This window comes from Pedobacter chitinilyticus, from assembly GCF_003313385.1.
Taxonomy (GTDB): Bacteria; Bacteroidota; Bacteroidia; order Sphingobacteriales; family Sphingobacteriaceae; genus Pedobacter; species Pedobacter chitinilyticus.
This window is the reverse complement of sequence record NZ_QMHN01000001.1, coordinates 1,152,679-1,171,421: the sequence shown is the minus strand read 5'-3', so window position 1 is coordinate 1,171,421 and position 18,743 is coordinate 1,152,679. Positions and strand designations below refer to the sequence as shown.

Genomic DNA, 18,743 nt, shown 5'->3' with positions numbered 1-18,743 from the left:
GGGACAACAAAGATAGGGATTCCTGTTTTAAGAGGTTTGGAGTAGAGCAGGAGCTATTTCAAAATGTAACCCATGCCAATTTTGGTGCGGATGAGCTTTCGCTCAAAACCCTTTTCTATTTTATTGCGTAAAAAGTTAATGTATACATCTACCACATTGGTGCCTGTATCAAAACTCACTTCCCAAACCTGCTCGGCAATGTATGGTCGGGAAAGTAAGCGGTTGGGATTTCTCAGAAACAGTTCCAGCAGATGAAATTCTTTAGCGGTAAGCTCAATCAACGTTCCGGCCCTTCTTACTTCTTTACTTTGGATGTCCAAGACCAAGTCTTCAAACTGTAGCTGCTTGATGGATTGTTTAACAGGTCCATTGAGGTTTTGTCGGCGTAGCAGCGCTTCAATTCTGGCCAATAGTTCCCTAAAATGAAAAGGCTTTACCAAATAATCATCTGCACCTACAGCCAGTCCATTTACCTTATCGTCAATGGTGCCCAAAGCGGTGAGCATTAAAATGGGTGTATGGTTTTGCTGTTCACGCAACTGCTCACAAATCGCAATGCCGCTAACTTTAGGCATCATCACATCTAAAATCAGCAACTGGAAAGTTTCAGATTGGAAAGCATCGAGTGCAATTTGCCCATCAGGATAAGTACTCACTTCGTAGCCATGTTCCGCTAAGCCACTTTTAATCAGCAAGGCAATCTTTTGGTCGTCTTCCGCTAGTCCAATTCTATACATACGCTTGTAGATTAGGGTTTGGCGCCAAAAGTAGTAAACAATTAGCTAATGCGACAATTGGATGCGATAATTTGATAATAAGCCAATGTGATAATGAGTAGGTTGTTAGCTGTTAATCCCTAATAAAAAATTAACCAGTTAAACAATTAAACAATTAAACAATTAAACAATTAAACAATTAAACAATTAAACCAATCCCTAATGAACTAATGAACTAATGAACTAATGAACCAACTAACCACTAGCTACTAGCCACTAACCACTAGTTCCTAGTTCCTAGTTCCTAAAAATATCTGCGGTTTGTCATCTCTGCTACCCATAATTGGAATATCGGAAAAAGTCGATATATCTTTGTGCCATGGATCAGGTAGAGCTATTTAAAGCCTTAGCAAATAAAACTAGACTGCAGATTTTAACTTGGTTAAAATCCCCAGAAGAACATTTCCCAGATTATGAACCTGCTTGCGGCTCTACAGATGTGGGCGTTTGCGTGGGCTACATCCAAAAGAAATCAGGGCTTACGCAGTCTACCATTTCCGAGTACCTATCAACATTGCATAGGGTAGGACTCGTTTCCGCCACTCGAGTAGGGCAGTGGACCTATTACAAACGTAATGAAGAAACCATTGCCACTTTGGGTAACCTGATCGACACTTTATAGAAAGAACAACATGAGCGAAAAAAAATTATCAGGACTGCCGTATTCCGTATTGGATTTGGCAGGCGTTATAGAAGGACATACCATTGCCGACACTTTTAACAACAGTGTAAGTTTAGCCCAACATGCCGAAAAGCTGGGTTACAACCGTTACTGGTTAGCCGAACACCACAACATGATCAGCGTAGCCAGCTCAGCCACTTCAGTATTGATTGGCCACATTGCAGGCCATACCAAAACCATTAGGGTAGGTTCTGGCGGCATCATGCTTCCCAACCATACACCACTTATTATTGCCGAACAATTTGGAACACTGGCCACCATTTACCCCAATAGGATAGACCTAGGTTTGGGGCGAGCACCCGGTACCGATCAATTAACAGCCTTCGAGATTAGAGGTGAACGTTTTCATTCGTCGCAAAATTTCCCACAAGACGTACGGAAGCTGCAACAATATTTAGGCGATGATAACTACGACAGTAGGGTAAGGGCTATTCCTGGTGAAGGAACCAATGTACCCATCTGGATTTTAGGTTCTAGTACAGAGAGTGCGCATTTAGCAGCCTCTTATGGATTGCCTTATGCCTTCGCCAGTCATTTTGCACCCACCCATTTCTTTGAAGCCATCCAAATCTATCGTCAAAACTTTAGACCATCAGAGGTCTTACAAAAACCTTATGTGCTTTCTTGTGTAAACGTTGTTGCAGCGGATACCGATGAAGAAGCGGAAAGACTATCAACCTCTTTAAAAATGTTGTTTATGGGCATTGTAACCAACAAACGACGTCTGCTACAACCTCCTGTAGACAGTATGGAGGGGATTTGGAGCGATATAGAAGAAGCTGCAGTAGAGCAAATGCTAGATTTCACCTTTATTGCTGGTCCAGAAAAACTAAAAGAACAACTTCAATCCTTTCTAAAACACACCCAAGTAGACGAACTAATGGTAACCTCCCACATTTATGATCACCAAGCAAGGTTACGGTCTTACGAAATAGTAGCCGAAGTTTTAAGATAAACTGATCGACTCAAATTACTTCGAAGTCTTTTTTGTCCAATCTGTTGGATAAAGAAGACTTCTGATATCAATTTTTAAATATTCAGCAATCGCATATAAATCGGTAACCGAAGGTTGCCGATGGTTATGAATCCACCTAGAGACCGTCTGGTCTGATTTATTTAAGAGTTTAGCAATTTCCCTATTGTATATGCCCTTCTCTTCCAGTATTTCGCTTAAACGATTAATTTTCTTCATTTTAGAAAAAAAATATTTCAAAAAGTTTATCGTTTAATGAGAAACTTTTTGTACTATTGTTCAACCATAATGCGAAAACAAGTAAAATTGGCTTTCATAAGTATTAGAAAAAGCTGTTGAAATTTAACAGCGGTACTAGATAGCCCGCTTAACATTTGGTCAAAAATTCAACCGAAATGAAAAATAAAAAAATCAACATTTACTGTGCTTACCTCAAGGAGGTAAAACAGAAATTCTTCCAAAAAAGCCTTTTTAAAAACGTAGCTAGTTCCTTCTGTTAAGCCGATAAGAAACTCCAAGTAAAATAGCTGTAAGCCCAATGAGAGAGAGGTGGAAAAAATCAAAGGCAGGCTACATTTTCCTTGGCACCAGTCCTTAAAAGCTTAACAATTAGGGTACTTGCTTTGGGGTTTTCGCAAACACAAGGTAGGTAAATTTTTGTAATAAGCAATACGGTTTTTCCGCTGCGGCATGTAATAATGCCTTAAGGACTGGTTATTTAATATAAGATGATGGTTGTTGCCACCATCATTTTTTACCGATTTGCCCGCCGCCTTCTTATACATAATCTTGGGTTTAATTTAATTTCTGTGGTGGCGGGCATTTTTTGTAATGGTAATGGATTTTACCCCATTTGATTTGATTGATCTTCTTTTTTCATAGAAAGAAAAGTCGGCGTTTGATCCCGTCGCACCCGTCACCTTCTGGTGTTTTCTAATCATCTGATGATCCTCTGGTGGCGGGCTTTTTTTTCCTTGTTATGGAGTGTCATCAACCAGTATCCCTTTGTTTACGATAACGTTTCCGTAACTATTTTAAACCCTTGTTAGGGCTGTTGTAGGCGAAATTCTGTAATATTGGCTGTCCATATATAAATAGAATGAGCAACCAAAAACATAAACTATTACAAACTTGGCGTTGGTACGGACCAAATGATCCAGTTTCATTACAAGATGTTAGACAAGCTGGAGCAAGTGGCATTGTAAGTGCCCTGCACCATATTCCACACGGCGAAGTTTGGCCCGTAGAAGATATATTAGAACGTAAAGCCATCATTGAAGCCGCTGGATTGACCTGGAGTGTGGTCGAAAGCGTACCAGTACACGAGGCCATCAAAACCCGTAGACCTAATGCCGAGCATTACCTGCAAAACTATAACCAATCGTTAAGGAATTTAGCACAATGTGGCATAAAAACCATTTGCTACAATTTTATGCCCGTATTAGATTGGACCCGTACACAACTGGATCTTGAAATGCCTAACGGTGCCAAAGCCCTTTATTTCAATTGGACAGATCTGGCCATTTTTGATTTGTTCATTTTCAAGAGGGAAGGAGCCGAAGCTGATTATACACCTCAAATAGCAGCAAAGGCCAAAACCAAATTTGAAACCATGAGCCAAGCCGAGTTAGATGACTTGCGCATCAATGTATTAATGGGTATTCCCAATGAAAAAGAAATTGAATTAGAGGCCTTACGTGCCAGCATTGACGAATATAAAGCCATTGGCCACGATGGACTAAGGGCCAACCTTACTTGGTTTTTAGAGGGCATTGCCGAAACATGTACCGAGCTGGGCATTAAAATGACCATCCACCCTGATGACCCTCCTTATCCAATTTTAGGTTTGCCGCGTGTAGCAAGCACTAAAGAAGATTTAGTGAGTATTTTGCGTAGCGTAGACCAAGCTTTCAATGGCATTTGCTATTGCACAGGTTCATTGGGTCCAGGCGACAAAAACAATTTGGTTGAGATTTTTGAAGCCGTAAAAGAACGCGTTTACTTTTTGCATTTGCGTAATGTCACCAAGGATGAAGAGGGTAATTTTTACGAAGCCGATCACTTAGGAGGTGATGTAAACATGTACGAAGTAATGAAAGTCGTGACGGCAGAGAATGCTAAACGTACCGCACCTATTCCTTTTAGACCTGATCACGGACACCAAATGCTGGATGATTTAAATAAGGTAACCAACCCAGGTTACTCAGCCATAGGCCGTTTGCGTGGTTTGGCCGAATTACGTGGATTGGAATTGGGTGTGACAGGCAATTATTAGAAAAAGAATTTTTAAACTTTTTTTGATTATGGTGTAGAAATTATATCTTTGCACCACCATAAGGGAAACCACTTATCGTTGTTTTCTTAAGGGAGGCCTCCATAGCTCAGCTGGATAGAGCACCGGTTTTCTAAACCGTAGGTCACAGGTTCGAATCCTGTTGGGGGTACTAATCGGATTTATCTCCGAATATCGAAAGGATTGCTCCCGAAAGAGCAATCCTTTCTCTTTGAGGGTCAATAGATTATGCTCGAAGGTTCTGTCAATGAAAGGTGTTCTAAATGCACCCCCTGCAAAGGCCAAATTGTCTTTGAACACCCCTCTAACGATAATATGCTTCTGGAAAATATTACATTTTTGATAGATGAAAAACAGCTTTGCCATCCAAGGCAGAATACGTTCAATAATCTCGTAACTACTATCCTTTGACCTTGCTTTACCGCTTAGGGCATGTTCAAGTTGTGCCTTCTCTTCCTTGTACTGTTGAAACCACCTGTTGTAGGTCGAACTTTCTATTTCACTATCCATGAACCTTTTTTCAAGCGTATAAATTTTTTCGTTAACAGCATCCAAAAGTTTCATGTTTTCCTTCGCCCTGTCCTGCTTTTGTTTTATAGGCTCGGCAAGCATTGCCTTCGTCTTGTTCAATAATGCTTTTATCTGGTACAGTTGAAAGCTCAACTCCATAAGTACCTTATCAAACAATTCGTGAAGTGTCTGCCCAGGTATATTTACATTTGTATGCTCTAGGCATCGATAATACAGATAATATTTCTTCTTGCCCTTTGACCAACCTGCTGTCATGCTCTTTCCACACCAGCATTTCAGTACACCCCTTAACGGGAAGTCCTCAGCAGGCTGTACCTGTTGGGAACGTTTATTGTTCAACATTTTTTGGGCAATCCAATATTCATCTTCACTGATTATGGGCTTATGACGACCCTTTACATATTTTTCGGGTAAATCTTTATAGGCGGCTACCTTTATCAGCCCCGCATACAAAGGGTTATGCAAGATTTCAAAAATGGCACTGTTTCCAGTATGCTTAAATCCTAACGCCTTAGCTTCTTTGTAAATAATATAGGGCGCAATCCCTAAAAGGTAGTCTTGAAAGATTTTTTTTACAATCGGCGCCTGTAGTTCGTTGACCTCGATAGTGTTCTGCTTCGTGCCATCGATGATATTTCGATAACCAAATGGAGCACGCCCCAAATAACGTCCACTTTCCTTTGCATTTCTTATTCCCTGTCGGGTACGGTGCCTTATATTGAAAAGCTCCCTGTTCGCCATCAAATAATCAAATGCCCTCTTCATAAATACATCTGGATCAGACGTATCAAGGTCGATGCGTTCGTTCGTAGAGAGTACCTTTACACCGTACTTGTTTTCCAGTTCTGAAATTTTCATTAAAGCTTCTGGCAGGTTTCTGCTAAACCTATCATGATCCAGTACGATAAGGTACTGGCATTGTCTTTTATAAGTTCTTAGATAAGATTCCAACGCAAGATAATCGGGACGGTCAAAAGTATAGCTTGATTCTCCGTTATCCTTGAACATCCCCAAAACGTTCAGCTTATTTCTTTTACAATACTCCCTAATGGTTGATTCCTGATATTCCAAAGATTTAGACTGGTCTTTGGAACTAAGCCTCATATATCCTATAGCATTCATAGTTCTTCCTCTTTAATAATAATATCTACAATAACTTTTGCAATCAGTGTTAGCAAGGCATCCTCACTTTCATTGATTTCCCTGTCAGGTTCATTTTCTATGTCTTGAAGTGTGATTGGTGTTAATAATGTTTTCTCTAAATCTGACATCATAATGCTCCTTTTTCAGCAAGTATGAAGTTTCTAGCAATGAGCCAATGAGTAACATTGGTATATCCCAAAGGGAAATTTTAATTACGGATTGAAAAGGTTTTCAATTTCTTCAGTACTCGGTATGACGGGTCTTGCCAACGCCAATATCTGTAAGTTGCGTTTTTGCTCGATTTCAGCTATTTTGGCTTTGACAGCAGGAATATCACTTCCAATCCTGTCATAGTAGTCGGTCACTATCAATAAATCTACCGAATTATGAAGGAGAAAATCTTCCAATTCCACCCATCCCTTTCTTTTAAAATCAGAGCCGCTGACACCAACATCATAGAAAGACTGTAGAAGTTCGATGTTATTGATATAACAGTAATTTTCAATCGTTTTATCCTGCGGAAAACTACCTGCTTCTAACTGATAATCTTTGTCATTTGTTGCTGATCTAATATATGCGATAGCTTTCATGAAATATTTTTTAACTATTTGTAATTCAGTAATTTACAAATAGTTTTTTAATAATACAAGTAATTGTAATATAATATTTTTCTATGCCAATGACCAATTAGGTAGGTAAAATCTATATCCCTTAAAACGCTTCCTGCATTATAATCATGCGATAAGGTCATGTTTTTTTTCCTAACTATTGACAAATTATAAATTTCTATCTATCATTGTATATGCTTTTGGCAAGCTAGCTCGTCCGTGCAAAGATCTATTCAGCCAATTAAATGTTTAATAATGCAAACCTGCCTGCTTATTATCCACACAAGATTACGGATGCAATTACATAGGATAATTAAGTAGGTCTAAACAGGAATGTATTATGACACCTATTGAGTATCTAAAACTCCAAGCAAAAAATCTTCACAAAGATTTCAAAACCCAAACCTCTTCTTTCGACCCAAAACAGGGACGCAAAGTGTACAGCTATGAGCCAAAATATTTTTGGTTCGATATGCTGGTCGATGATTTCAAAATCGATGAAGAACGCTTCAAACTCGGAAATGCACAGCACATCATTTCAAAATTATGCGGATTTACCAAATGGATTGAACTTTTGAAAGCATCTCCTGCCAGGATTGAGTTAGCTATACTTCTGTTCGATAATATGGACAGAGTGGAGGTTCGAGACTGGGAACAATATATCTTCGGCGTAGAAAGCGAAAACAAGGTCACGATTGATGACGATTTTAGGTTGCAGATATTTAAAGAGGTCTTTTTGGAAAATGAACAGGAAGTCTACTACGACGATTATAGGATTTCGTCTGAAGAAAGATTTGTAGCAGACGAAGATGAGCAACAAGCTCGCCCTGTAATAAGCAATTCTGGTCCAAAAATCTCTTCGTTGCCTTTAGGGAAAGAAGATCGTGAGGAATTTATCGAGGCAGCAAATTGGTCGTTCGAGCGGATCTTCAACCGTATCGAACCCGACCATCCCGAGAAGACCCGCAAATTATGGAATGCTGAACGTTATATCGACGAAGAATTATTAAAGCCCGAAATGTTGCCCATAGACCGTGACTATGCGCTTTCATTGGTTGATGCATTTTTAGTTGGATATGTTATCCAATTGGCAGCTCAAGCAGATAATGAAGCGAAAAATACTGGTTAAATGATTGAGAGTTAAGAGAAACTCGGTAGCTATACAAAGCTGCCGAGTTTTTTTATGCTAATATCAATTGCAACGTCATTCAACGATTTGCAACTTCCCATCAATACGATAAGAAAAAATCATAGTTATAATTATCGCGTCGCGTTTCTACCCCTTCAGATAGACTAACCAGTTTTTTGATTGTTCTTATCGAATAGAAGCCTGCCAAATGATGTGAATAGCTTTGGTGTGTTTCTCGTTGTACGGTTCAGGCGCAAAAATGCTCCGAACGAGATATTACTGTCGAATATTGCCTGATTGATGTTGTTCAGGCCAACTTCGCAGAGGCCATTGATTTCTTCAAAAAGCAAAAGGGCAATAGTGAACTTGCCGTAGGAAAGGATGCAGCCAATAAGTCAATGGTGGCCAATATGGAAGAGGGCAAGATCAATTATGTGTCCAGGGAATACAAACGTGATTTCTATTCACCCCCATTGCCACAGACCTTTTGGCTAGACCATGGCAAGGGCTTTACAAAGGAACAGGCGGCAAACCTGATACAGGGACGTTCTGTCTACCGTGAAGACCTTTTGAGCCGTGAGGGAACCCCTTACAAGGCTTGGATGCAATTGGACACCGAAAAGGAACGTGACCGTAACAACAACCTGACCTTCCGCCAGTTTACCGATGCCTATGGCTATGATGTGAAGGCAATATTGGATGATTATAAGATCAAGGAAATGATAGACCCCAAAAAGGCGGAGGCATTGGAAACGTCACTATTGAACGGTCACCGTCCACTGGTTACCGTAGAAAAAGATGGGCAGGAAGCCAAAATGTACATCGAAACAGCGGTACGTTATGGAAAGCTGAATTTCTACCGAGAGGATGGAAAGCCTGAAAAACGTGAGCAGTTCCAAAAAGAGACAGGCCTTGAAATGGGCGAAGCCTTTGCCAAAAAACAGGAACAGTCCAGGGAAAAGGATGTGGCACAGGGACAGGGCATTGGCGTTTAGCCCGAAAATGATATATTCGCCCTAATAGGAAGAAATTAATTATTCATTATAAAATAAGAAAACATGGAAAAGTTTGAAAAAGTGAAACAGCTTGTTGCTGACTTGGAAAGTGATGTGGACAAATTCCACAACAAGTCGAACGGTGCCGCTGGCACGAGAATACGTAAATCTATGCAGGACTTGAAAGTGCTTGCTGGTGAAATCCGTAAGGAAATCACTGAGAAGAAAAATTCAAAATAGAAGTCTTGTTTTGGGGAGAAACCTGATTGGAAACGGTCAGGTTTTTTGTTTAAAAGTATTATATAATAAAGACTAACAATAATATTTACTATTGTTCTTAATTTTGCAATTCTAATCTTTATATAAATGGATTTTGATTTCGGATTTTCACTGTATTTTCTCGATCCTCCAAAACTGGAGCCACTCGAACGGTTCTTTGTGCAAGTGCAGGGGAAAATTTCTATATATAAAAAGCATGCAGAGACGACAATTGGTCTATATCATACGGAAGCTACAGACAAATTGAAAGACCTTAAAGCCGAGCACAAAAAAGTAGCAGATGAAGCAAATGTCGCATATAAAAAACACTTCGATGAGATTGACGGTAGCGAAGATGATAAACATGCTTGGGCTTTGCATGCATCTGGAGCTGCAGAAATTGACCATCACTACGCAAGTGCAGATGAGGATATGAAAGCTGATTTTACCGAAATGGCAGATCACTTTAATAAATCGTCACTTGTTACCCTATATGCTTTACTTGAAACCGAGCTACGTCGTCTTTGTGGGCATTTACACAATTCTTTTAAGTTGAAATTTACTGTTGAAAGGTTTGAGAAGACAGATTATTTGAAATCTATGATGGAATATATTTCATTGGTAGCCGAAATAGATATAGCATCGACAGAATCAAAGATAAATAAACTTCAAGAGCTTCAGTATCTTAGAAATAGAATTATGCACAATGGTGCGGAATTCTCATTGGAAAAGAACGAGTGGTTGGACGATTTGGTCAAAAACAGTGATGGAGGATTATTCTGGGAAAATGTGGATGAAGAGCAAATACGTATCCTTCGCATACGCTCTAAGTTTATATCTCCATATTACAGTATCATCAGTAATTTTTTCTTCGAACTGTTTAAGTCATTAAATGTTAAATTAGGATTTAATTTATTGTCGGAAAGGATGAGTTTTCTGTTCGGCTTTCTCTCAAAAGAAATCAATGTTAAATATATTTCGCAAAGAGATATTTCTAATGGAAAACAGTTTGTGTTTTCCATTGAATCAAACGACCTCGAAAATCTTTTCAAGTTCAATTGCAAGATGAGCATTACAGCCTCCAATCCCGATCAACTCATTATTACCAATCAACTTGATGAAATCAAAAATATGGAAAGATGGATTATCCAAATGCAATCAAATTCGGCAGTTTTTAGACAGGCATTGGTCGGGTTTTTACCGCCAAACAGTACACATAAGATTGATATAATGCTTTATCCGTAACCAATTTAATCAAAAATATCTTGAGTACATTTCAGATGTCTGAATGGTATGATCCAACTTTTTTAAATTACATGCCTCGCACAATATTTGTAAATTTGTAATATCATTTGTTCCACCCAATTTCAATGGAACGATGTGGTCAATTGCTTTATCAAAATTAACTTTTAGAAGTCCGCTTATATCATTCAAGCAAATTGCACACGATCCTTGATCTCTATACATTAAGGCTCTTCTAACCCATTCTGGCCAATAACTACATCTAATAACGAAACCATCTTTTGCCAAGAGTTTGGGAAAATCAACAAATTTAATCTTAACGACTGTTTCAGCAAGAAGCTTATTAAATTCCATTAAAAGCTTTCTATCCCTAAATAAAATTGAAAACACCTCGTCCGATATAAACGGCGAAATTTTTTGTATAACCAATTTTTCTAAGAATAATGAATATTCATATTGAAATTCATCTGGCTCTGCATCAGTATAATAATTATGTTCACTCAAGAATTCAGCATAGCTTAAATATGGAACCCTATAGTTATCTAAATAAAAAACAAGTTCTTCAATAGATTCCTCATAAGCGAGATGTTTGGTCATATATTCAATACCTAAACTAAATTCCTGTTCAATGTAATCGTGAAGTAAAGTAGTTTTAGACGGTTTCAAATATTGTTGCTCTTGATATCTAGGTTCAAAAAAATCTGAAATATACTCTTCTGGCTCATTGCTGATTATTTTTTCCCTAACTCCTGCTGCGATGTTATAAGTTGATATAAACTTGAACTCTGAGAATTTTTGCATTTTATTTATTGTCAAAATTTCGAATTATTAATTACCTATTTTAAAATTTTCAGACAGTTCTACCTTCTACAATCGATAGTCCCGTTGATTTGTTATATTTTCGATGATAGTCTTCTTTTCGTCTCATTTTCCCGGAATAAATTCTAGCTATTTCAATTAAGTATAAAGCTAACAAATCTCACATTAAGCTCTGCTAAGTGCACAAAATTACTCCCAACCTTTTTGTGCCAAAATTTCTGAACAATCCATTGGGCTGGACAAGACTTCCCCTTTGGGTTTGCTGAAAAAAAATCTCCACACCTCGCTTCGCTTCGGGTAGTATTTTTTTTCGCAAAGTCTTGCCAGTCCACTGGATTGTGGTCAGGTGATTGGCTTTTAACAAAAAGGCAGGAGGCTTCAGCCGACTGAATTTTAAAAGGAAAAAACCCATGCGCACAATCAAAGGCAGAAGCCCACCCATCGAATTACCTAGCGAAACGCCAACAGCGTTGCGCCCAATCAGAGCCGCCCTTTTGGGGCAGATAGCACAAATATTCATTCTTAAAAACTTAAAAATTAGAAATCATGAAAACAGCAGTAATCGAAAACGGAAAAGACAACGCAACAGTAAACACAAAATCAACGGATAAAACGGCAATCCGTCCGGCATTACCTCTAAAAGAAAATGCCAATCAGGTTGACCCCGATAAGGAGAAGCCAACGGCTGAAACCATAAAAACTGATACGGTTAAGAGCCAAGAACAGCCAAAGGAAGAAAAGAAAACCGTAGATGTGGTAGCGGAAACACCCAAAACAGAGCCGACCAAAAAGGAAATCAAGGAAGCGTTGAAGGAAGAAAAACCAGCGTTGAACCTAGAAGCTACCATTAAATTGGCTTTGGACTTGAACCGCCGTATCAACCAAAGGGGCAAGTTGTTAGAGACCATCGGCACATTGGAAGAATTCGAGATTGCTCAAAAAGATGATGCAGAGGGTACGGACGGCAACAACCACTATCAAAGTTGTGAATTGACGATTGAAGATGATAAAGGCAGAGAGTTTACGACCAAAAACCCTTTTATCATTAATGCGGTTGCAAAGATGGTCAACACGCTTTGCGTGGACAAGTTGGCGGAAATCGAGGGCGAAATCTTCATCCCAGCTAAATAACGTATGCCGCCCCGTCTATTGGTGGGGCGGTTATTTCTTTTCATTTAATTATTGAAACCATGTTCGAGGCATTTATAGAATTTTTAGACCAATTGTACTGGCCAGGCTATGGGGTTGAATTCGAGGAAGAAAATCCGAAAGCCTTTTACCAGCAGTTGGACAAGTTTAAAAAACAGCACCAAAGAAGATGAAGTACGAAACACTTTTTATCATGGTACGTGTGGCAGTCCACGCAGACCATGAGCAATTATCAGATATAGTACATGAGATTGAAACGCAGTCGAAACTGACCCTTAGCGATACTGCCAATGTCAATGTATTGGAAACAGAGATTTTATTATCAAGGGTAAGGAACTTTAAAAATATCAATCATGGCACACAACCTAAATTATAACCAAAAGACTGAAAAGCATAGCTTTTTTAGTGTCAAACAAAAAGCGTGGCACAGTCTGGGTACGATTATAGAGCATTATCCGACCAGTAGTGAAGCCATCAAACATGCAGGGTTTGATTTTATGGTAGAAAAACGTCCGCTATTTACATATGACAACGAAAATTATACCGCTGACCCCGAAACGGAACTGATGATACCCGAAATAGCAGTATCCGATTATTATGCCACCATACGCACCGATACCGAGCAGGTTTTGGGCGTAGTCGGCAGGGATTACCATGTGGTACAGAACGTTGACGCCTTTTGCACTGGAGCAGTTGTTGGATAATACTGACCGGGTGAACGAAGTAACGGTTGGGGAAGCCAAGGTTGCCGCAGGCAAGTACCTGAGTGGGGAGAATTACATCCGTATGGTATTGTTGCCAGAAAAGTAATTATCACTCGGTTTTTTAAACTTAGCAGCCTTAGCCGCGTAGTATGAACAGCTGTGTAATATCGGAATGAATCATCGTTGCAGTTGACAATAACAATGTGGTAAGGTATGCTATAAAGTAATGTAAATGTTAAAAGTTTAGATAGTTAAATAAGATAGCAGGGGTAGGCGGCGGATGCTAGCGCCTCTGTTTTTTTGTTTAGGTGATGATTTTTTTTAGGTTTTATTTTTCGTTGGTCTTGTTTTTTGTTGGACTGGATTGGAGGTTTTGATGGGTATGAGTTTATGTCGTTTTGGTGGGGGGTCGTTGTTGGGGATGTTGGAGGTGGGGGTGTTTCCGGGGCGTGATGTGCTGGTGCTGTTCGAGCATGGTTCTGGGCGTTTGTTGCTTGGGGGTTCGGAGGTTTCGGTGGGCCGTGGGACGGTGCTGTTGTTGTCTCCGGAGTTGCGTGGGGAATGTTTTTCTGGTGTGGGTGCTGGTATTGGTTCGGGTGGGTTGGAGCTGGATATGGAGGTGTCTGGTTTCGTGGTGGCGGTGGAGCGTTATTATTTGGAGCATTTTCTGGTGCGCCATCCGTTGGGTCGTGGGCTGGGGCTGTTTTCGGCTTTGTTTGTGCTGCAGGTGGAGGGGGAGTCGCTGTGGTTGGCGCTGAAGCGGGTTTCGTAGTTGCAGCAGGAGCTGGATTTGGTTCGTGGGAATGTTTTTGGGGAGTTGTGGGAGTTGTTTGCTTTGTTGCTCTTGGAACTGGTGGGTGATCGGTCGGTCTGTTGGTGGTGAGGGATAGGGAGGTGAAGGTGGGGCTGTTGTCTGAGTTTATGGCTTTGGTGGATTTGAATTATAGGTCGCAGCGTAGGACGGCTTTTTATGCGAGGCATATGGCGATGTCGCCGAAGCGTTTGAACAGGTTGTGCAGGGAGGAATGGGGCGTCGGGAAGAATTGTTTTGAGGTGGTGATGGGCAGGTTGCTCTCGGAGGCGGAGTTCTTGTTGCTTTCTTCTGATATGGAGGTGAAGGCGATCGGTTATGAGCTTGGTTTTGTAACGCCGCAGAACTTTATCATGTATTTTATACGCTGGCGTGGGATGACGCCGCTGGCTTTTAGGGAAAAGGGGCGGGGGAAGTGATTTCTTTTTCGTTCTTGTTTTTTATTGTGTATTTTCATTCGATTAATGTAGGATGATAACCAATGAAACTGCTCTTTCCCGACTCTCTTTACAGCATTGAAAATATTTCGTTTGCTAATTTTTTGTACTTTCAAAAAGAACATGTTGCGCTGACGCTTCAGCCGAGTGCATCTATGCCTTTCGGCGGATGTGATCCATACCAGTTTTTGCGCTATATCCAGACCAGGCAACCGAAATGGCAGCCTATCTACGTTAAGATATTTAGTGAGTGGGTAAAAAGTTCTAAGGACGTTATCGATACTTTTAAGCATCTTGAACCGTTGAAGGACGCAGGCGTGGTGAAGACCATATTGCTGTCCTATTCCAGGACGGAAAAGACCTTGGGGGATACGATTTCCTTCGTGAAAGATACCAATATCGCCTATAGGGAATTGTTCTCGATGATCAATATCGATCAGGCTTATCAGGAGTTGATGGCCCATCTGTGTTTTGAAATATTTTTGCAGCTCTACGGGCCGAAGGACAATGTCTTAGATCAGGATCCGAGAATTGTTGATTTCGGAGCGCTCTACGAATACTGCGATCGGTTTTTTGACCGATATTCTTTGGAGGAAGCTTTGGTAAATTGTTATTTCTTTCGCTTTTATAAGGTGGGAAATGCCAACGATATCCTGCTCTCCAACACCAACATTATTCCAATTCTGGATACTGCAAGAACGCAGCACGCTGAGGAAGTCCACATAGAGCCAAGCTCCTACAATGATCGGATAGATGTGGTTTCATTTGAAATATTCCGCCAGATCATTTCACCTTACCTGGATGATACAGACAAGGAGATCAGGAGCGACGTGACTGCTGATTTGATCCTGAACCAAAACGAGGAAGTTATAAAGCTTAAGAACAAGTGTTGGAAGTTAGCGGAAAACTTCAAGGGAGAAAAGGATCTCGGCGTAATTACATCCAACATTGCTAAATATATATCGGTTAATGTTGAAAGTGACATTAAGGCGCTTCTTAAACTAGATGCAAAAACTTACGGGAGCATCAAGGATAAGATCTTTGCAGACCAGAAATCCTGGATAGGTTTAGGTGGATTTGTGTTCTCCGCCTATAGCGATAAGCCGTTGATCACAGTAGGTGCCTCGATTGCGTTGTTGTCCAGCGTTTTGGCTAAGTCCTATCAGACTGTCCAAGAAAATAGAAAGGCAATTTCGCAGAGTGACTACTCGCTGATCTACAGGCTGAACAAATCATAGAAGAAAACATTTGGAGTTTAAAAGCGTAGATTTAAATCAATTCTTTGTTATGGACTGATATTTAACTTATGACCATCAATACCCTAGCTGACCTGCTCATGCAAATCCGCGATGCCGAAAGTAAGGTGATCGATGCGCGGGGCATTGAACATGCACCTACCATCGGGGCAATGTACGAAGGGTTGACACAAAGGATGTTGAACGAGACCATCTTAGATGGGCTTGGCGTTAAAGTCGTTAGGAATTCTTTTATCAGGTTCGCTCCAGGATTGGTGAGCAAAGAATTCGATATCATGGTCATTGAGGGCGAAGGTACCCCAATCCCATACCTGGAAGAACAGTTTGAAGTGGAACTCAGACAGGTGATTGCGGTGATCCAGGTCAAGAAGACTTTGAATCCCAAACAATTCAAGGACGGCATTCTGAATCTCCGTAATATTGTTGAAACAGCCGATCTGTTGGATGTGGGGGTATCGACAAAATATCAACATGATATGTACGCTAGTGCGTTTCATTCCATTACTGGCGAAAGCCTCGTTTTTGGCAATAAACTGAGAAAACACTTTAGTAGCGTCACCAGGGAGGGAGTGTTCTACGCGTTGAAATGGGAAGCCGTACTGCCTGCGAGGATCTTATTGGGCTATAATGGCTATAAGACGGAAGGTGGTCTGAGAAATGTGTTCTGCGGTTTTCTTAAGCCGGACGGCAAGTCTGCCGAAACAAGGGTATGGGGTTCCAGTCCCTTACATTTGCCCAACCTGATCGTCTGCGGAGATACTTCGATCATCAAAAACAACGGACTTCCCTATATATTGCCGATGACGGAAGACCAATGGATTGTTTATACTTCCACTTTTGGTAATCCAATGATGCATCTGATCGAAGTTATTTGGTCCAGAATGTGCTATATGTACGGTTTGAATCCGGAAATCTTCGGCGAAGACTTGACCGTTAAAGGTGTGAACACTTTTATAAGTACCAATGTGGTCAACATAAACGGGCAACGGAGTTGGAACTTCCACTATTACAGTGTTCCCAAACAGCGGCTTTCAAAGGTGTCGGCGGATCGTGACTGGGCTCCCGTGAAACTAGATAGGGAGCAGTTCCGTGTCATTGGGTATCTGTGCGAAAACGGACGTTTGCAAGTCAATAGGATCAATGCTTGTCTGCGAGACTACAACCTGAAAGTCGATGAGGTTTCGTTTGTCAAAGACCTGACGGCGACAGGTCTTGTTTATCTGATTGACCATCAGGTTATCGCATTAGCGACAATAAGATGTCAGACCGTAACAACGAAAGATGGCTTTTTTTGTGCAGATAATAATACCGGTAGATTATCAAGGTGGGTCGCTAAAAATTATCCAGAATTAGCACGATACTATTAAATACCTAGCCGGTAAATATGGAGCAATCTAGATTTGAGCTTATTTAGCTTGCTGTGTTAACTGATTTGGTAAAATGACAACCAGATCTACTATGCGATTTATTTGGTCAATGTTGTGTCATACTGATTATTAAATAAAAATCTAGTATATTTATACTTTAAACCAAATCAAACTTGACATGATGCGTTCTCAAAAATTGGACGGGGCTAGCTGCTCCCTGTCGGGGACTTCCGTAGTCCGTATTTTTCTTGCAGTATTTACTTTTTTTTCCACTTTTTCTGGTATTGCTGCTGGTTATGATTGCATATCGGTCGAAATAGCTGTACGTTAAGAGTATTTAGATGGATAAGATAGAAACGTACTTTATCGAACAGCTTTTGGGCAAGGTGGCCTTGATCGATCTGAAATATCAGTCGAGCAAGTTGGCCGCACAGTTCAATGTGTTCACGGTGCTGGGCAAATACCATGATGAGGTGAACGTCCATTCTAAGTTCCTGCATGCGGTACTGTGTCCTTCAGGGGCGCATGGGAAAGGCAATCTTTTCCTGAAACTGTTGCTGGAGCAGGTCGGTATCAAGGATTTCGATGTGGCCGATGCCGATGTGCGGCGGGAATATAGGGATATTGACCTGCTGATCAGCAATTCCTCGCAGGCGGTGATCATCGAGAACAAGATTTGGGCACGTGACCAATCAAGGCAGTTGGAAAGGTATTACGATATTGTACTTGCAGAAGGCATAACGGAAATTTTCGTGGTCTACCTGACGCCCTTCGGAGGGGATGCCTCTGAACAGAGCAAGGGTAGGTTGGTGGACTTAGCGGGCTGGACGGAGCGGATTTACCGCCAGGTTTCCTACCGGGAGACGATTTCCTCGTGGCTGGAGAAATGTCTGCAGCACAGCTACGATAGGCCTGGTCTCAGGGAGGTGCTGATACAATATAGGAATACGATTGATTTAGTTTCGGGCAAAACGATGAACGAAGAAGAGAAACATGAAATACTGTCGCTCCTGAGCCAGGGCGACAATGCGGTCAAGGCACAGAAGATTGCCGAGAACTGGAACCATTTGAAGTGGCATACGGAGTGGGACTTCTGGAATGCGCTGGAGCGGGAAATGGAACGTGATGTACGTGTGCTGGACCTGGAGAAATTCAGTGACAATAAGATCAGCAGTGTGGTCCATCAGGTCCGCAACAGGAATCCTTGGTATGGGCTGATGTGCGAACTGGGAAGCTACCGTGGACATGCATTGTTCCTTTTCATCGAAAGGAGCGACCAGGAGGTGTATTATGGTGTGGTGGTCGAACCAAGGGCGCTGACCAAATCAGAGGAAATGAAACCGCTGGTGGATGCGCTGTCGCCAATTTGCCATTGGGGCAGGACGGACTACTGGCTGGGCGGCAACTATCCGGAACCTAAGATCAATTTCGGGACTTTCAGCACCAAGCCTACGCTGATGCTGGCCAATTCGGATTTCAGGTCCTCCTACGTCGTCCAGCTCTGGGCGCAGATGAAGTCCTTCAGGCAGCAGGTATTGGACACTTTAGGACGTCTGCAAGAGCTGTGACC

General features: G+C 41.1%; 24 protein-coding genes, 1 tRNA gene and 1 pseudogene. 18 read left to right on the top strand and 8 right to left on the bottom strand.

Annotated features, from left to right (window positions below; translation table 11 throughout):
• Positions 1-53 precede the first annotated feature (53 nt).
• Positions 54-737, bottom strand: a complete 684-nt coding sequence (locus tag DUT70_RS04945) for a response regulator transcription factor (RefSeq protein ID WP_113646159.1) — start codon at positions 735-737, stop codon at positions 54-56.
• A gap of 358 nt (positions 738-1,095) precedes the next feature.
• Here DUT70_RS04945 and DUT70_RS04940 point away from each other — a divergent pair, with 358 nt between their 5' ends.
• Both DUT70_RS04940 and DUT70_RS04935 read left to right on the top strand, forming a co-directional pair.
• A complete protein-coding gene (locus DUT70_RS04940; RefSeq protein ID WP_113646158.1) occupies positions 1,096-1,398 on the top strand; it encodes an ArsR/SmtB family transcription factor in 303 nt (100 codons plus the stop codon).
• A 10-nt stretch (positions 1,399-1,408) separates the two neighbouring features.
• Positions 1,409-2,413, top strand: a complete 1,005-nt coding sequence (locus tag DUT70_RS04935) for an LLM class flavin-dependent oxidoreductase (protein WP_113646157.1) — start codon at positions 1,409-1,411, stop codon at positions 2,411-2,413.
• A gap of 15 nt (positions 2,414-2,428) precedes the next feature.
• Here DUT70_RS04935 and DUT70_RS04930 read toward each other — a convergent pair whose 3' ends face one another.
• The 3 genes from DUT70_RS04930 to DUT70_RS21295 form a co-directional block, all read right to left on the bottom strand.
• A complete protein-coding gene (locus tag DUT70_RS04930) occupies positions 2,429-2,650 on the bottom strand; it encodes a helix-turn-helix transcriptional regulator (protein ID WP_113646156.1) in 222 nt (73 codons plus the stop codon).
• Between the two features lie 383 nt (positions 2,651-3,033).
• Positions 3,034-3,216, bottom strand: a complete 183-nt coding sequence (locus DUT70_RS21300; protein WP_128353298.1) for a hypothetical protein — start codon at positions 3,214-3,216, stop codon at positions 3,034-3,036.
• 15 nt (positions 3,217-3,231) lie between these two features.
• Positions 3,232-3,372 (bottom strand): hypothetical protein, encoded by a 141-nt coding sequence (locus DUT70_RS21295; protein WP_205529728.1) that lies wholly within the window; start codon positions 3,370-3,372, stop codon positions 3,232-3,234.
• A 158-nt stretch (positions 3,373-3,530) separates the two neighbouring features.
• Here DUT70_RS21295 and uxuA point away from each other — a divergent pair, with 158 nt between their 5' ends.
• Positions 3,531-4,706: a mannonate dehydratase gene (gene uxuA / locus DUT70_RS04925; protein WP_113646155.1), complete on the top strand. Its 1,176-nt coding sequence runs from the start codon at positions 3,531-3,533 to the stop codon at positions 4,704-4,706.
• 95 nt (positions 4,707-4,801) lie between these two features.
• Positions 4,802-4,875, top strand: a tRNA-Arg gene (locus DUT70_RS04920).
• 725 nt (positions 4,876-5,600) lie between these two features.
• On the opposite strand, the pseudogene DUT70_RS21540 reads toward DUT70_RS04920, so the two are convergent.
• The 3 genes and pseudogenes from DUT70_RS21540 to DUT70_RS04910 all read right to left on the bottom strand — a co-directional run.
• Positions 5,601-6,359 (bottom strand): annotated as a pseudogene (locus DUT70_RS21540) (recombinase family protein); the annotation flags it as partial.
• Between the two features lie 14 nt (positions 6,360-6,373).
• Positions 6,374-6,529, bottom strand: a complete 156-nt coding sequence (locus DUT70_RS21110; RefSeq protein ID WP_162926570.1) for a hypothetical protein — start codon at positions 6,527-6,529, stop codon at positions 6,374-6,376.
• An 81-nt stretch (positions 6,530-6,610) separates the two neighbouring features.
• Positions 6,611-6,988: a recombinase family protein gene (locus DUT70_RS04910; protein WP_113646154.1), complete on the bottom strand. Its 378-nt coding sequence runs from the start codon at positions 6,986-6,988 to the stop codon at positions 6,611-6,613.
• A gap of 358 nt (positions 6,989-7,346) precedes the next feature.
• On the opposite strand from DUT70_RS04910, the gene DUT70_RS04905 reads away from it, so the two are divergent.
• From DUT70_RS04905 to DUT70_RS04890, 4 genes are all read left to right on the top strand, one after another.
• Positions 7,347-8,135 (top strand): hypothetical protein, encoded by a 789-nt coding sequence (locus tag DUT70_RS04905; RefSeq protein ID WP_113646153.1) that lies wholly within the window; start codon positions 7,347-7,349, stop codon positions 8,133-8,135.
• A 398-nt stretch (positions 8,136-8,533) separates the two neighbouring features.
• On the top strand, positions 8,534-9,130 hold the full coding sequence (locus DUT70_RS04900) for a hypothetical protein (protein ID WP_113646152.1): 597 nt from the start codon (positions 8,534-8,536) through the stop codon (positions 9,128-9,130).
• A gap of 63 nt (positions 9,131-9,193) precedes the next feature.
• Positions 9,194-9,370, top strand: a complete 177-nt coding sequence (locus DUT70_RS04895) for a histone H1 (RefSeq protein ID WP_113646151.1) — start codon at positions 9,194-9,196, stop codon at positions 9,368-9,370.
• Positions 9,371-9,496: 126 nt separating this feature from the next.
• A complete protein-coding gene (locus DUT70_RS04890; protein ID WP_113646150.1) occupies positions 9,497-10,633 on the top strand; it encodes a hypothetical protein in 1,137 nt (378 codons plus the stop codon).
• Positions 10,634-10,642: 9 nt separating this feature from the next.
• Here DUT70_RS04890 and DUT70_RS04885 read toward each other — a convergent pair whose 3' ends face one another.
• Positions 10,643-11,431, bottom strand: a complete 789-nt coding sequence (locus DUT70_RS04885; protein WP_113646149.1) for an HNH endonuclease — start codon at positions 11,429-11,431, stop codon at positions 10,643-10,645.
• Between the two features lie 564 nt (positions 11,432-11,995).
• On the opposite strand from DUT70_RS04885, the gene DUT70_RS04875 reads away from it, so the two are divergent.
• The 10 genes from DUT70_RS04875 (at position 11,996) to DUT70_RS04840 (ending at position 18,741) form a co-directional block, all read left to right on the top strand.
• Positions 11,996-12,580 (top strand): hypothetical protein, encoded by a 585-nt coding sequence (locus tag DUT70_RS04875; RefSeq protein WP_113646147.1) that lies wholly within the window; start codon positions 11,996-11,998, stop codon positions 12,578-12,580.
• 59 nt (positions 12,581-12,639) lie between these two features.
• Entirely contained in the window at positions 12,640-12,771 is a 132-nt protein-coding gene (locus DUT70_RS21460) for a hypothetical protein (RefSeq protein WP_262512176.1), read from the top strand.
• Positions 12,768-12,974: a hypothetical protein gene (locus tag DUT70_RS04870; protein ID WP_113646146.1), complete on the top strand. Its 207-nt coding sequence runs from the start codon at positions 12,768-12,770 to the stop codon at positions 12,972-12,974. Before DUT70_RS21460 ends, DUT70_RS04870 begins: the two co-directional genes overlap by 4 nt.
• A complete protein-coding gene (locus DUT70_RS04865; RefSeq protein WP_205529727.1) occupies positions 12,952-13,302 on the top strand; it encodes a DUF932 domain-containing protein in 351 nt (116 codons plus the stop codon). The genes DUT70_RS04870 and DUT70_RS04865 overlap by 23 nt, the downstream gene beginning before the upstream one ends.
• A complete protein-coding gene (locus DUT70_RS21105) occupies positions 13,253-13,408 on the top strand; it encodes a hypothetical protein (RefSeq protein ID WP_162926542.1) in 156 nt (51 codons plus the stop codon). The genes DUT70_RS04865 and DUT70_RS21105 overlap by 50 nt, the downstream gene beginning before the upstream one ends.
• Before the next feature lie 270 nt (positions 13,409-13,678).
• On the top strand, positions 13,679-14,074 hold the full coding sequence (locus DUT70_RS04860) for a hypothetical protein (protein ID WP_113646145.1): 396 nt from the start codon (positions 13,679-13,681) through the stop codon (positions 14,072-14,074).
• Positions 14,075-14,223: 149 nt separating this feature from the next.
• Complete coding sequence (locus tag DUT70_RS21535; protein ID WP_128353297.1) at positions 14,224-14,532, top strand: helix-turn-helix domain-containing protein; 309 nt, start codon at positions 14,224-14,226, stop codon at positions 14,530-14,532.
• A 62-nt stretch (positions 14,533-14,594) separates the two neighbouring features.
• Entirely contained in the window at positions 14,595-15,788 is a 1,194-nt protein-coding gene (locus tag DUT70_RS04850; protein WP_113646143.1) for a hypothetical protein, read from the top strand.
• Between the two features lie 68 nt (positions 15,789-15,856).
• Positions 15,857-17,173, top strand: coding sequence for a DUF6602 domain-containing protein (locus tag DUT70_RS04845; RefSeq protein ID WP_113646142.1), 1,317 nt, complete (start codon positions 15,857-15,859; stop codon positions 17,171-17,173).
• 341 nt (positions 17,174-17,514) lie between these two features.
• The gene (locus DUT70_RS04840) at positions 17,515-18,741 is read left to right on the top strand and encodes a PDDEXK-like family protein (protein ID WP_113646141.1); all 1,227 of its coding nucleotides are present in this window, start codon (positions 17,515-17,517) and stop codon (positions 18,739-18,741) included.
• Positions 18,742-18,743: the final 2 nt, after the last annotated feature.

What these genes read in the sequence shown, in the direction of transcription:
- DUT70_RS21105 (WP_162926542.1), top strand. Translation starts at nt 13,253, where the DNA reads ATGTGGTACAGAACGTTGACGCCTTTTGCACTGGAGCAGTTGTTGGAT.
- DUT70_RS04935 (WP_113646157.1), top strand. Translation starts at nt 1,409, where the DNA reads ATGAGCGAAAAAAAATTATCAGGACTGCCGTATTCCGTATTGGATTTG.
- DUT70_RS21535 (WP_128353297.1), top strand. Translation starts at nt 14,224, where the DNA reads ATGGCTTTGGTGGATTTGAATTATAGGTCGCAGCGTAGGACGGCTTTT.
- DUT70_RS04875 (WP_113646147.1), top strand. Translation starts at nt 11,996, where the DNA reads ATGAAAACAGCAGTAATCGAAAACGGAAAAGACAACGCAACAGTAAAC.
- DUT70_RS21295 (WP_205529728.1), bottom strand. Translation starts at nt 3,372, where the DNA reads ATGATTAGAAAACACCAGAAGGTGACGGGTGCGACGGGATCAAACGCC.
- DUT70_RS04840 (WP_113646141.1), top strand. Translation starts at nt 17,515, where the DNA reads ATGGATAAGATAGAAACGTACTTTATCGAACAGCTTTTGGGCAAGGTG.
- DUT70_RS21110 (WP_162926570.1), bottom strand. Translation starts at nt 6,529, where the DNA reads ATGATGTCAGATTTAGAGAAAACATTATTAACACCAATCACACTTCAA.
- DUT70_RS04850 (WP_113646143.1), top strand. Translation starts at nt 14,595, where the DNA reads ATGAAACTGCTCTTTCCCGACTCTCTTTACAGCATTGAAAATATTTCG.
- DUT70_RS04870 (WP_113646146.1), top strand. Translation starts at nt 12,768, where the DNA reads ATGAAGTACGAAACACTTTTTATCATGGTACGTGTGGCAGTCCACGCA.
- DUT70_RS04865 (WP_205529727.1), top strand. Translation starts at nt 12,952, where the DNA reads ATGGCACACAACCTAAATTATAACCAAAAGACTGAAAAGCATAGCTTT.
- DUT70_RS04930 (WP_113646156.1), bottom strand. Translation starts at nt 2,650, where the DNA reads ATGAAGAAAATTAATCGTTTAAGCGAAATACTGGAAGAGAAGGGCATA.
- DUT70_RS21460 (WP_262512176.1), top strand. Translation starts at nt 12,640, where the DNA reads ATGTTCGAGGCATTTATAGAATTTTTAGACCAATTGTACTGGCCAGGC.
- DUT70_RS04900 (WP_113646152.1), top strand. Translation starts at nt 8,534, where the DNA reads ATGGTGGCCAATATGGAAGAGGGCAAGATCAATTATGTGTCCAGGGAA.
- DUT70_RS04905 (WP_113646153.1), top strand. Translation starts at nt 7,347, where the DNA reads ATGACACCTATTGAGTATCTAAAACTCCAAGCAAAAAATCTTCACAAA.
- DUT70_RS04910 (WP_113646154.1), bottom strand. Translation starts at nt 6,988, where the DNA reads ATGAAAGCTATCGCATATATTAGATCAGCAACAAATGACAAAGATTAT.
- DUT70_RS04940 (WP_113646158.1), top strand. Translation starts at nt 1,096, where the DNA reads ATGGATCAGGTAGAGCTATTTAAAGCCTTAGCAAATAAAACTAGACTG.
- uxuA (WP_113646155.1), top strand. Translation starts at nt 3,531, where the DNA reads ATGAGCAACCAAAAACATAAACTATTACAAACTTGGCGTTGGTACGGA.
- DUT70_RS04895 (WP_113646151.1), top strand. Translation starts at nt 9,194, where the DNA reads ATGGAAAAGTTTGAAAAAGTGAAACAGCTTGTTGCTGACTTGGAAAGT.
- DUT70_RS04890 (WP_113646150.1), top strand. Translation starts at nt 9,497, where the DNA reads ATGGATTTTGATTTCGGATTTTCACTGTATTTTCTCGATCCTCCAAAA.
- DUT70_RS21300 (WP_128353298.1), bottom strand. Translation starts at nt 3,216, where the DNA reads ATGTATAAGAAGGCGGCGGGCAAATCGGTAAAAAATGATGGTGGCAAC.
- DUT70_RS04845 (WP_113646142.1), top strand. Translation starts at nt 15,857, where the DNA reads ATGACCATCAATACCCTAGCTGACCTGCTCATGCAAATCCGCGATGCC.
- DUT70_RS04885 (WP_113646149.1), bottom strand. Translation starts at nt 11,431, where the DNA reads ATGCAAAAATTCTCAGAGTTCAAGTTTATATCAACTTATAACATCGCA.
- DUT70_RS04945 (WP_113646159.1), bottom strand. Translation starts at nt 737, where the DNA reads ATGTATAGAATTGGACTAGCGGAAGACGACCAAAAGATTGCCTTGCTG.
- DUT70_RS04860 (WP_113646145.1), top strand. Translation starts at nt 13,679, where the DNA reads ATGGGTATGAGTTTATGTCGTTTTGGTGGGGGGTCGTTGTTGGGGATG.